This is a genomic window from Micromonospora sp. NPDC049374 (assembly GCF_040677165.1).
GTDB lineage: Bacteria > Actinomycetota > Actinomycetes > Mycobacteriales > Micromonosporaceae > Micromonospora.
The window spans coordinates 1-11,936 of the sequence record NZ_JBFAQH010000005.1 but is presented as its reverse complement, the minus strand read 5'-3'; the positions used below and the strand labels follow the sequence as shown (position 1 = coordinate 11,936).

Sequence of the window (11,936 nt, the reverse complement as noted above, 5' to 3'; positions counted from 1 at the left end):
AGCTGATCAGCACCGGGGCCAGCCGCCGGGTGGCGGGTGGTCCTCGGTCGATTCAGCGGGATGACGCGTACGGGCGGCGGAAGGTTTCACGGGTCGGCCGGATCGTCGTGCAGCGGGGTCGACCCGGCCGGCCGGGCACCGCTGTCGACGCGGTGTGACCGGCCGTCAGCTCAGTTTGACCAGGCGCATGCCGGTGCGGATCAGAACCACCGCGGCACCGGCGGCCATGACCAGGCCGATGCCGGGCATCAGTTGCCCCCAGGCGCCGGTGCTGGCGCTGAGGCTGATCAGGCGGGCCACCTGCCATCCGACGATGGCCGCGACGACCAGCCCGGGGATCAGGCTGTGCGCGATGGCCACCCTGCGGTACGGCAGCAGGGCACCGGCGACGGCCAGGAACGCCATGCTCAGCGTCCAGAGACCGGGACCGGCTGCGCCGGAGAGCGATCCGAACGGCGTGATGACCCAGGGCAGCAGCGAGCCGACAAGCGCGAGCACGCCGCCGACGATCATGCCGAGACTGCCGGCGTGGAAGACGCGCCGGCGAACCGGGGCGGCGGTGGATGCGGTGTCGGCCATGTCCGGATGCTAGGCGCTCGGCACCGCTGACCGACCGGGCAGATCGGTGAGCGGTCGGGCGCGGTCGGTGGGCGGACAGGTCGGGCCCGCGAAAACCGCGAAACGGGATGATTCCGCACTCCGGTTCGGGCCGCTCGACCGTTCGCGGAGTCCAACGGACCGCTCAGCGACCCGAAGCCGCACCTGACCGGATCAACTCTTGCCTGGCCAGGCTGCATCACGTTCGCTTCCCAGACCAAAGGTGTGACCGACCGCACAACCACGTCGAGCAGTACGGCGACGCGGATGCGCGGGTCGGGCCACGGCACCAGCACCGCGTCACCACCAACCGGGCGCCGTGTCGCAGGCCCCTCGCCGGATCTACCGGTTCCATACCGACTAGGAGGCTCCAGACATGACCGAGGTAACCCCCGATAAGGAGACCCGTGGCGGTGAACCGCCACCGGCGGCACCACCACCGGCCTCCCCGCCGGACAACGGCTGGCGCAAAGAATACTGGAGCCGCAATCTGCGGCTCATGGTGATTCTCCTGGCCATCTGGTTCATCGTCTCGTTCGGCTTCGGAATCCTGCTTGTCGAACCGCTCAACAACATCGTCATCGCCGGATTCCCGCTCGGGTTCTGGTTCGCCCAGCAGGGATCGATCTACGTCTTCGTGATTCTGATTTTCGTGTACGCGAAGATGATGGATCGCCTCGACAACCAGTTCGGTGTTGACGAGCAGGAGACCGAGGGGGCTGGCAAATGAGTCAGATCCAGATCTGGACCCTCGTCTTCATCGTCGGCTCGTTCGCCGTCTACCTCTACATCGCCTGGCGCAGCCGGGTGAAGGAGACCGCCGGCTTCTACGTCGCCGGCCAGGGCATCCCCACCATCGCCAACGGTGCGGCCGTGGCGGCCGACTGGATGTCGGCCGCGTCGTTCATCTCGATGGCCGGCCTGATCGCGTTCCTCGGCTCCGACGGCACCATCTATCTGATGGGCTGGACCGGCGGCTACGTGCTGCTGGCCCTGCTGATCGCTCCCTACCTGCGCAAGTGGGGCAAGTTCACGGTCCCCGAGTTCGTCGGTGACCGGTACTCGGAAACCGTACGCACCATCGCCGCGGTGGCCGCGATCATCATCTCCTTCACCTACGTGGTCGGGCAGATGCGCGGTGGCGGCATCGTCTTCAGCCGGTTCCTGAAGCTGGACGTGACCCAGGGCGTCATCCTCGCCGCCGTGATCATCGGCCTGTACGCGGTGCTCGGTGGCATGAAGGGCATCACCTGGACCCAGGTGGCGCAGTACACGGTGCTGATCACCGCCTACCTGATTCCCGCAGTCGCGGTGGCTCAGCAGATGACCGGCATTCCGATCCCGCAGGTGTCGTTCGGGCAGATCCTCGCCGAACTCGACGCGATAAGCGTCGAGATGGGGTTGAACCAGTACACCGAGGCGTTCGCGGCCCGGCCGCAGATCGACGTGTTCCTGGTGACGATGGCACTGATGATCGGCACCGCCGGTCTACCGCACGTCATCGTCCGCTTCTACACGACCAAGACCGTACGGGGTGCCCGCTACTCGGCGTTCTGGGCGCTGTTCTTCATCGCCCTGCTCTACACCACCGCCCCGGCGGTCGGTGCCTTCACCAAGCTGAACCTGCTCCAGGACGTCAACGGCGTCTCGGCCAACGCCCTGCCCAGCTGGATCGAGAACTGGGCGGCAACGGGGCTGGTCACGGTCAGCGACGGCGCGACGACCATCAACACGGTCAGCAACAGCCCGACCTCCGGCGCCGACCTGATCGTCAACAACGACATCCTGGTCCTCGCCAGTCCCGAGATCGCCGGCCTGCCGGCACCGATCGTGGGTCTGGTGGCGGCCGGCGGCATGGCCGCCGCGATGTCCACGGCGGCCGGCCTGCTGCTGGTGATCTCGTCGTCCTTCTCGCACGACCTGTACTTCCGCCGGGTCAAGCGGGACTCCACCGACCAGCAGCGACTGCTCGCCGGTCGGATCGCCATGGGCCTTGCGGTGCTGGTCGCCATCTACGCCGGCATCAACCCGCCCGCGTTCGTGGCGCAGGTGGTCGCCTTCGCCTTCGGCCTGGCCGCGTCGACCTTCTTCCCGGCCATCGTGCTCGGCATCTTCTGGAAACGATGTAATGCCACCGGCGCGGCGGCCGGCATGGTGACCGGTCTGCTGTTCACCGCCAGCTACATGATCTACACGCTGCCGGTGTTCGGCACCGCGGCCAACCCGCACATCTTCGACATCAGCCCTGAGGGCATCGGCACCATCGGCGCGATCGTCAACATCGTCGTCACCGTCGTGGTGTCGAAGATGACCGCGCCACCGCCGGACGACATCGTCGAGATGGTGGAGAGCATCCGCTACCCGGCCGCCCGGCGGGAGGTGACCGCCGGCACCGCCGCCGACGCCGCCTGACCCACCTTCAGATCGAGAACCACCGGTCGCCGGTCCCACCATCGACGTTGGGGCCGGCGATCGGCCGTCGCCACCCGCGACGGTCCGCTCCGTCGGTCCGACGACCGGAACCGGAGGTGTGAGGTGGCTTACCTCTGGATCAAGTGGGAATCAGCAGACCGGAGGTGGGTTGGAGCGAGGTATGAGCATCGCACCACATCCCGCACCGTCCGGCGGCCGGCGGGAGCCCTCCCGGTGAGCGGCGTCGACACCGCCGCACCGCCGGCCGCGCTGATGCCGGGCGACCTGATGAGCCGCCGCCAGCGCCTCCGCCTCATCCTCGTCCTCGGTTCGCTGATCGCGGTGGGCCCGCTGACCATCGACATGTACCTTCCGGCGCTGCCCTCGATCGTCGACGACCTCGGCACCACCTCGGCGGCGGTCCAACTGACGCTCACCGGCACGCTGATCGGCCTCGCGCTCGGACAACTGCTGATCGGCCCGCTGTCCGACGCCGTCGGTCGGCGGACACCGCTGATCGCCGGCACCGCACTGCACATCGTCGCGTCCGTGTGCTGCGCCCTCGCCCCGAACATCACCGTGCTCGGCGCGCTGCGGGTGGTCCAGGGCCTGGGCGCGGCAGCGGCTGCCGTGATCGCCATGGCCGTGGTCCGCGACCTGTTCAGCGGCAAGGCCTTCGCCCAACTGCTGTCCCGCCTGTTGCTCGTGATGGGCGCCGCCCCGATCCTCGCGCCGACCCTCGGCAGCGAACTGCTGCGGTGGACGCAGTGGCGCGGCGTGTTCGCCGCCCTCGCGGTCTTCGGCGTACTGCTGCTGCTGATCGCGATGCTGGGCCTGCCGGAGACGCTGCCACCGCTGCGGCGCCAGCGCGGCGGGGTGCTGCCCACCGTCCGGCTCTACGGCTCGCTGCTGCGTGACCGCGCCTTTGTCGGGCTGGTGCTGGTGGCCGGGCTGGCCATGGCGGCCCTGTTCGCCTACGTCGGCGGCTCCTCGTTCGTCCTGCAGGAGCGTTACGGGCTCGACGAGCAGCAGTTCGGGCTGGCCTTCGGTGCCGGGGCGGTCGGGCTGATCGCGGCCACCCAGGGCAACGTACGCCTGCTGCGTCGCTGGTCCCCGCAGCGGATCCTGGTGACCGCCCTGATCGTGGGCTCCGCCGCCAGCCTGATGCTGCTCGGCCTCGCCGCGACCGGGATCGGTGGCCTGCCGGCCCTGCTCGCGTCGCTCTGGGTGGTGCTCGCGGCGGCCGGCCTGGCGCTGCCGAACGCCCCCGCGCTGGCCCTGACCCGGCACGGCGAGGCAGCCGGCACCGCCTCCGCCCTGCTCGGCGCGGTGCAGTTCGGCATCGGTGCAGTGGCCGCCCCGCTGGTGGGTGTGTTCGGCACCGGAGCCGTGGCGATGGCTCTGGTGATCGCCGGCGGGATGGTCTCGGCTCTGGTCGTGCTCTTCGTGGTGGTCCGCCCCGGCCAGTTGGCCGTACCGGAGCCGGTGGAGGCGATGGCCGTCGCCGCACACTGAGGACTCCGGCACGGCTCGGCGGCGCACCGGTGTCGGTGGGTTGCTCTACCGTGCGGCGGCGTGAACGCAGTCCAGACGTACCGGTATCTCGCCCCCTCCACCCTCGCGCAGCGGTCACTCGCCCTGCAGACCAGCGGTGGTCCGGCGCCGAATCCCCGTTTCTTCACCGGTTTCCTCACCACCGGGCAGGCGGCCGCGGTGGGTCTGCTGGCCGTGGCCGAGGTGGCCCGCACCCGATACCACCGGCCGGTCAGTCCGGCCAGCCTCGACCCGGTGGTCACCGGCAGCCGCGACCGGCTCCGCTTCGAGTCCTTCTCCGGTTGCTGCGGGGTGTATGCGCGGCTCGACGCGCTGCCCGCCGGCCTCGACGGTGAGGTGTCCGAGCACGGCACCACGAACGTCGACGTGAACACCCCGCTGCGCGAGGCGCTGGCCCGGGTCGGCGGTCTGGATCCGCTGCACCTGTCGGTCGGCCCCGACGATCTCACCGTCTCCACCCTGGACGGTTCGGTGGTGGAGAAGAAGGTTCCGCTGCCGGCACGCTGGCTGCGCGGCTTCGCCGAGGTGCAGGTCCTCGCCGCCCGGTTCGAGCCCCGGGCGGAGCTGCCGGCGGCCGAGGCCGCCGCCTTCCTGCGCCGGCTGCCCAGGGGCAGCGACCGGTCGGTGCTCTGGGTGGTGCCGGCCGGCCGGTCCCTGCGGCTGACCTCCCGACCCGTCGCCGGAGCGGTCTGCCTGGCCGGAGCCGGCCGGCTGGTCGCGCTGCAACCGATGCTGCGCTTCGCGAAGACCCTCCGGGTGTACGGGCCGACGGTGGCTCCCGGCGCCGCCCCGGCACCGAGCGTCTGGGAACTGGACACCGGCGCGCTGCGCCTGTCGTTGACCCTCTCCCCCGAGCCGTACCGGGGTTTCTCCGGCGAGGGTGCCGCTCTCGCCGCACTCGCCGGAGACGATGTCGTCGACGACGCCGACCTCGTCTCCGCCCTGCTGTCCTGGGATCCGACCATCGAGCCCGACCGGCTGGCCGAGCAGGCCGGCATCGACGCGGGGCGGGTCCGGGGCGCGCTGGCCCAGCTCGGCACCGCCGGCCGGGTCGGCTACGACGTGGCCGAGGCGGCGTACTTTCACCGGGTGATGCCGTACGACGCGGGCCGCGCCGAGCGGGACAACCCCCGGTTGGTCGGTGCACGGGCGCTGCTCGACGCCGGGGCCGTGCAGCCCGACGGCACGGCAGCGACGGTACGCAGCGGCGACCAGGTGTACCGGGTCCGCCAGCTCCCCGACGGCGGGCTGACCTGCACCTGTCCCTGGTGGGCGAAACACCGGGGGCAACGCGGGCCGTGCCGGCATGCCCTGGCCACCCGGATGCTGGCCACCGAGCGGGTCGAGGAGCGGGTGTGACGCGGTCGACGGAGAGCACGGTACGACGTCGGCGGGAGTTGGCGGCCGGCGGCACGAGCGACCTGTTCGCCCTGGTGAGCAGCAGCGACGCCGAGGCGGTCGCGGCGGCCCTGGCGGGCTTGCCGGAGCAGCGCCGCCGAGAGATCGGCGTCGAGCTGGCCGCCTGGTTCAAGCAGCGTGACCGGGACACCTGGTGGTCGGCCGGCACCGGTACCGCCCTGGCGGTCGCCGTGGTCGGCTGCCTGCCGACCGCCGCTCAGGCCGCGGCGATCCTCGGTCGCCCCTCGGTCAACCCGCACGGTCCCCGCGCGGCCGAGCTGGTCCGTCGGGTGGCGCAGGAGCGTGGCGTCGACTGGCTGGGCGACCTGGCCCACCGGATCGCCGCCCGGTTCCGCCCGGACACCTGGGTCGGCCGATGGCATTTCGTCGCCAGGCTGCTGCACGCCGAGGGCGGCACGCCGCCGACCGACGACCGGTGCGTGCAACTGTGGTTGACCGGGGTCGAATCCCCGGACCGGTTCCACCAGGGCCAGCCGGCGCCGGTGGTCGACCGGCTGCGTGACGATCCGTTCCTGGCCGCCATGCTGCCCCGGCTGTTCGAGGTGGACGGCATCGGCGTCCAGATGATGTTCATCGCCCCCCACGACAATTGGAACGACCCGGGCCAACCCGCCCTGCCGGCCGCCCTTGCCCAGCTCGCCGCCGAGGGGGTGGTCGACCGGGTGATGCTGCTCGACGCTTCGACAAGTCGGCTGCTGCGCGGTGACCGGCCCGCCGCGCTGCGCGCCTTCACCACCCTGCTGGACCAGCTCGCGCCGACCACCACCGAGGTCACCGCCCGGGTCACCGGATACCTGCGCCTGCTCGTCGACGCTCCCGCGCCGGTGGCCACGATGGCCCAGAAGGCGCTGCGGAAGCTGCCCGAGTTGGAGTTGGAGTCGGTCCTCGACGCCTCCCGGCAGATGCTCACGCGGCCCGACAAGACACTTGTCAGAACTCAGCTCACCTGGCTCGACCAACTCGCCCGCCGACACCGGGACCGGGCCGACGAGATCGCCGAGGTGATCGCGGTGGCCGCCGAGCATCCCGCGGTGGACCTGCGGGAGCGGGCGTCCGCCCTGGCTGCCCGGCACGGCTTCGATCCGGCACCGGTAAGCCCGGCGCTGACCCGGCCGCGCGGCGACGACCTGCCCCCGCCCGCGCCGCCCGCACCGGCTCCCGACCCGATCAGCGACCTGGACGAGTTGACCGAGGAGGTCGCCGCGCTGCTCGGCACGCCGTACCAGGGGACTCCGCTGGAGCGGATCCTCGACGGGCTCGTCCGGCTCACCGCGACCGACGGGCCCCGGGTACCCGCCGCTCTCGACCCGGTGATCGAGCGACGACACTGGTCGTGGGCCAACGAGCACCGCTGGGATCCGCTCTGTCTCTGCGAGACGGTGGTCGAGGTGTTCCGCACCGCCGGTGTCAGCCGCCCCGACCGGCGGCGGGAGCGGTGGGAGAAACTCCTGACGGCGGTGCACCGACCCGACGCGACACCGGAGCTGGCGGTCACCGACCCCAAGGTGCCTCCGGTCCACCGGCTGTTGCGTGCCCGGCTGGCCGAGATCGGCGCGTACCTCAACGGGCCGGGACAGTCCGGCCTGCTGGCCCTGCCCACCTCGACGAACGGTCTGCTCGATCCGATGGCCCTCGTGGAACGGCTCGCCGCGCTCGGTGACCGGGAGCCCGGTCACTGGGATCTCACCGAGGCGTTGCTGCGGCTGCCGACCGGCGTCGACGAGTCGGTCGCCGCGAAGGCGACGGCGCTCGGCACGGCAGCCGGCCGACGGCTCGCCACCTGGCTGCGCGACGGCGGCCTACCGCAGCCGGTCATCCGGTCCCGCACCGTCACCCGCGACCCGCGCCGGGGCAGCCGCCACTGGGAGTGGGCGTACATGCCGGCCGAGCGGCTCCTGGTCGAGCTGGCACCACCCGCCGGTGCGACCGACCGGTACGGGCTGCTGACCGCGCCGGCCACCCCCCTCGGCGGCGACCACTCCGGCTGGGTGCACCTGTGGCCGTCGCTGCTGCCCGGGCACCGGGGCGTGGTCACCGCGTACGCCCTGCCGCTGGTCGCCGGTGCCGCGGACATGGACGAGCGCGACGGCGCGGCGGTGCTGCCGCTGCTCGCGGAGATCGGTGGCCCGGGCGGGGTGGCTCTCGACCTGGCGGTGGCCTACGGTCTCGGCGCCCGGCACGGCCCGGACCGGGTGGCGACGGTGGACGCGCTGCTCGCTCTCACCGCCGCCGGTGACTTCGACGCGGCGGGCACCGGGGAGCAACTCGGCACGCTTGCCGCCCGGCAACTGGTGAAGCTGTCCCGGGTCGTCGAACCGTTGCGCGACGCCGCGCAGGCGGGTGCGCCGATGACCGTGTGGCGGCTGCTGGCCGCCGCGCTCCCGGCGGTGCTGGCCGCGCCCACGCCACCGCGCGGCCTACCGGACCTGCTCACGCTGGCGGCGGAGACGGCCACCGCCACGGGGGTACGCATCGACGTGCCCGGCCTGGCCGACATCGCCGGGCGGGGAGGATCCAGCCGCCTGCTGACCGAAGCCCGCCGCCTGCACAAGGCGCTGGCCGAGACCTGACGTACCGGATCCACAGAATTCCTGGTCCGTGAGGCCCCTGGGGGCGCTCACGGACCAGGATCTTCTGTCGGGGCGGCGCGGTCAGGCGAGTGCGGCGGGGAATCGGTCCCAGACTCGGTGGTGGGGCATCAGTTGCTGAACGGCGGCCAGGACGTCGGTCGCGGAGTCGGCGGTGACCACGCCCGGCGAGCCGGTGACGCCGGCCTGCTCCAGCACCGTGACGCCGGTGCCCCACGCGCCGATGGCCTTGGCGTGCCGCCAGCACTCCTCGACCATCAGCAGCACCCGGGGGTCGACGGCGGTCGAGCCGTCCGCGCCCGCCTTGGCGTCGCGGGCCGGCACCGCGTCCGGGGCCGGTGCGGGCGCCGAGGCGAGCAGGAGCGCGTCGAGTTCGACCGAGCGGCCGGTGGCGAAGCTGCGTTGCGCGGGCAGGTCGCCGATGGTGCCGCCGTGCGGCGCGATCAGCAGCGGCACCATGTCGGCGGCGAAGACCGCCTCGCGGACCGCCCGGATGCTGTCCAGGTCGGCGTCGGGGTCGACGACGATGCCCACCATCCGGCCGTCGGCCGGCCACTGCCGGCCCAGTTGGGACAGCGCGGGGCTGGGCTCGACGTCGGCCACCGGCACGGTCGGCTCCGGTGCGGGCAGACCGAGGCCGGTGGCGACCTGGGCGCAGAGCACCGGATCGATGTTGGCCAGGCACTGGAGCTGCCGTTCCTTGATCGCCTGGTGGTAACACTTGCCCAGTTCGAAGGTGTACGCCCGGACGATGTGTTCCCGCTCGACCGGGGACATGCTCAGCCAGAACAGGCGGGCCTGGCTGAAGTGGTCGTCGAACGAGGCGGGGCTGGCGCGTACCTTCGGGGCCCGCGTGATTTGCACCGGCACGTCGACGAACGGATTGTCGTCCGCGCCGGCTGGGAACGGGTTGCCACCGTCCAGGGAGTTCGGCCGGTACGGCGCCACGCCCGCGTGGACGGCATGCTGGTGGAAGCCGTCGCGCAGCATGTCGTTGACCGGGGCGTGCGGTCGGTTGATCGGGATCTGCGCGAAGTTCGGCCCGCCCAGGCGGGTCAACTGCGTGTCGACGTACGAGAAGAGCCGCCCCTGGAGCAGCGGGTCGTTTGTGACGTCGATGCCCGGCGGCAGGTGTCCCACGTGGAAGGCGACCTGCTCGGTCTCGGCGAAGAAGTTCGTCGGGGTGCGGTTCAGCGTGAGCTTGCCGACCGGCTGCACCGGTGCGAGTTCCTCCGGCACGATCTTCGTGGGGTCGAGCAGGTCGATGCCGGCGAAGGTCTCCTCGGGCGTGTCGGGGAAGACCTGGAGGCCGAGTTCCCACTCGGGGAACGCGCCGGCCTCGATGGCGTCGTAGAGGTCGCGCCGGTGGAAGTCCGGGTCGATGCCGCCGAGCAACTGGGCCTCCTCCCAGACCAGGGAGTGCACGCCCAGCTTCGGCTTCCAGTGGAACTTGGCCAGCACCGTCTCGCCCGCGGCGTTGACCAGCCGGAAGGTGTGGACACCGAAGCCCTCCATGGTCCGGTACGAGCGGGGGATGCCCCGGTCGGACATGTTCCACATGGTGTGGTGCTGCGCCTCGGTGTGCAGCGAGACGAAGTCCCAGAAGGTGTCGTGCGCGCTCTGGGCCTGCGGGATCTCGCGGTCGGGGTGCGGCTTGCCGGCGTGGATGATGTCGGGGAACTTGATGGCGTCCTGGATGAAGAAGACCGGCATGTTGTTGCCGACCAGGTCGAAGGTGCCCTCGTCGGTGTAGAACTTCGTGGCGAAGCCCCGGGTGTCGCGGACGGTGTCGGCCGAGCCCCGTGAGCCGAGCACCGTGGAGAAGCGCACGAAGACCTCGGTGGTCCGCCCCTTCCGCAGGAAGCCCGCCCGGGTGACCGCCTCGGCGGTGCCGTACGCGGTGAACTCGCCGTGGGCACCCGCCCCGCGGGCGTGCACCACCCGCTCGGGGATGCGCTCGTGGTCGAAGTGGGTGATCTTCTCCCGCAGGTGGTGGTCCTGGAGCAGGACGGGCCCGCGCGGGCCGGCCTTGAGAGAGTGGTCGGTGTCCCGTAGGCGGGTGCCCTGCGCGGTGGTGAGGAAGGCACCCTGCTGGCCGTTGGCGGTGACCGGCGCACCGGTCTCGGCGCCGGTCGGCGTACGGGTCTGCGGGGCGCCCTGCTCCGGTTTCGGCGGCAGCGGCTCGTGTGGCGTCGTCGGCTCGTCGAGCGACGGCGGGGCGCTGCCCGGCGCACCGGGCACCTGCGGGGTGAGGGCGTCGGTCACCTTCTCCGTCGCGGCCTCCACGACATCCTTGACCGCCTTGGCGGGGTTGCGGGCATTCATCTCGACGGGTACCTCCCTGGGGCACGAGAGCCAGATGCCAGGGCGGTACCCGGGGTAGACCGAGCAAAACGGAGCGAATGGCGCGGATGTGGGTATCTTCGATCACTCCGGCCGCAGCTGCTCGTAGTACGCCTTCATCGGCGGGTGGTAGTCGTCGAACGACGGCAGCGCCGTGTCGTCGCGGGCGGCCACCAGACAGTCGAGGTAGTACTCCCAGCCCGGCCCCACCTCGCCGATGCCGGCGGCGTCGTCGAGGTGATGGACGAAGCGCAGCTCGGTCTGCTCGCCGTGCGAGGTCAGCAGCAGTTCCAGCACCCAGTCGCCGTACTCGTCACGCATGGACACGGCCAGCCGCCGGGGCGGCTCACACGCGTCGATCCGCAGATCGGACCAGGGCGCCTCCTCCTCCATGGCCATCTGCACCCGGATGGTGCGGCCGGGCGCGGCGTCGCCCTCCCACGGACCGAACCATCGTGCCGTGCGTTCGGGCTCGGTGAGGCTGGCCCACACGTCGTCGATGGGGGCGGGGAAGGTGCGGGTGAGGACCAGGTCGACGCCGTTGTCGGCGCCGAAGAGTCGGCCGGTCGGTATGCGGGTCATGCGGTGCGCTCCTGTGGGACGGATGGCGAGTCGCCGGTACGGCGGTCGCGGCGGGCACGGTAGACCTCGGTCTCCAGGGCGTCGAGGCGACGTTCCCAGAGGTCGGTCCGGGTGAACGGGGTCAGCCACCGGACCAGCTCGGCGAGCCGGGTCGGATCCAGTTCGTAGCACCGCCGGCGGCCGACCACGGTGTCGCGGACCAGGCCGCAGTCGCGCAGTACGCGCAGGTGCCGGCTGATCGCCGGGCGGCTGATCTCGAACTCCTCGGCGATCCGCCCGGCCGGCAGCCGACGCTCACGCAGCAGTTCGAGGATGCGCCGCCGGACCGGGTCCGCGATCGCGGCGGCCACGTCGTCCACCGCTAAAGCGTAACCGATGAGTTACGTTTTTGTCGTGACCGCCGAGACAGCCACGCCGACGCCGCCGTCAACGGGAAAGGCC

At 71.7% G+C, this 11,936-nt stretch carries 9 protein-coding genes; 5 read left to right on the top strand and 4 right to left on the bottom strand.

Annotation, left to right across the window (positions count from 1 at the left end; all coding sequences use genetic code 11):
- Window positions 1–165: 165 nt before the first annotated feature.
- On the bottom strand, window positions 166–579 hold the full coding sequence (locus tag AB0J93_RS10315; protein WP_363920271.1) for a hypothetical protein: 414 nt from the start codon (window positions 577–579) through the stop codon (window positions 166–168).
- Window positions 580–973: 394 nt separating this feature from the next.
- On the opposite strand from AB0J93_RS10315, the gene AB0J93_RS10310 reads away from it, so the two are divergent.
- From AB0J93_RS10310 to AB0J93_RS10290, 5 genes are all read left to right on the top strand, one after another.
- Window positions 974–1,327: a DUF4212 domain-containing protein gene (locus AB0J93_RS10310; protein WP_363920269.1), complete on the top strand. Its 354-nt coding sequence runs from the start codon at window positions 974–976 to the stop codon at window positions 1,325–1,327.
- Complete coding sequence (locus tag AB0J93_RS10305; RefSeq protein WP_363920267.1) at window positions 1,324–3,009, top strand: sodium:solute symporter family protein; 1,686 nt, start codon at window positions 1,324–1,326, stop codon at window positions 3,007–3,009. The genes AB0J93_RS10310 and AB0J93_RS10305 overlap by 4 nt, the downstream gene beginning before the upstream one ends.
- A gap of 234 nt (window positions 3,010–3,243) precedes the next feature.
- Window positions 3,244–4,524 (top strand): multidrug effflux MFS transporter, encoded by a 1,281-nt coding sequence (locus tag AB0J93_RS10300; protein ID WP_363920265.1) that lies wholly within the window; start codon window positions 3,244–3,246, stop codon window positions 4,522–4,524.
- A 60-nt stretch (window positions 4,525–4,584) separates the two neighbouring features.
- Window positions 4,585–5,922, top strand: a complete 1,338-nt coding sequence (locus AB0J93_RS10295) for an SWIM zinc finger family protein (protein WP_363920263.1) — start codon at window positions 4,585–4,587, stop codon at window positions 5,920–5,922.
- Complete coding sequence (locus AB0J93_RS10290; protein ID WP_363920261.1) at window positions 5,919–8,552, top strand: DUF6493 family protein; 2,634 nt, start codon at window positions 5,919–5,921, stop codon at window positions 8,550–8,552. The genes AB0J93_RS10295 and AB0J93_RS10290 overlap by 4 nt, the downstream gene beginning before the upstream one ends.
- A gap of 81 nt (window positions 8,553–8,633) precedes the next feature.
- On the opposite strand, the gene AB0J93_RS10285 is transcribed toward AB0J93_RS10290, so the two are convergent.
- The 3 genes from AB0J93_RS10285 to AB0J93_RS10275 all read right to left on the bottom strand — a co-directional run bounded on the left by AB0J93_RS10285 (window position 8,634) and on the right by AB0J93_RS10275 (window position 11,854).
- Window positions 8,634–10,895 (bottom strand): catalase, encoded by a 2,262-nt coding sequence (locus AB0J93_RS10285; RefSeq protein ID WP_363920259.1) that lies wholly within the window; start codon window positions 10,893–10,895, stop codon window positions 8,634–8,636.
- 102 nt (window positions 10,896–10,997) lie between these two features.
- A complete protein-coding gene (locus AB0J93_RS10280; protein ID WP_363920257.1) occupies window positions 10,998–11,495 on the bottom strand; it encodes an SRPBCC family protein in 498 nt (165 codons plus the stop codon).
- The gene (locus AB0J93_RS10275) at window positions 11,492–11,854 is read right to left on the bottom strand and encodes a metalloregulator ArsR/SmtB family transcription factor (RefSeq protein ID WP_363920255.1); all 363 of its coding nucleotides are present in this window, start codon (window positions 11,852–11,854) and stop codon (window positions 11,492–11,494) included. Before AB0J93_RS10275 ends, AB0J93_RS10280 begins: the two co-directional genes overlap by 4 nt.
- Between the last annotated feature and the right edge of the window lie 82 nt (window positions 11,855–11,936).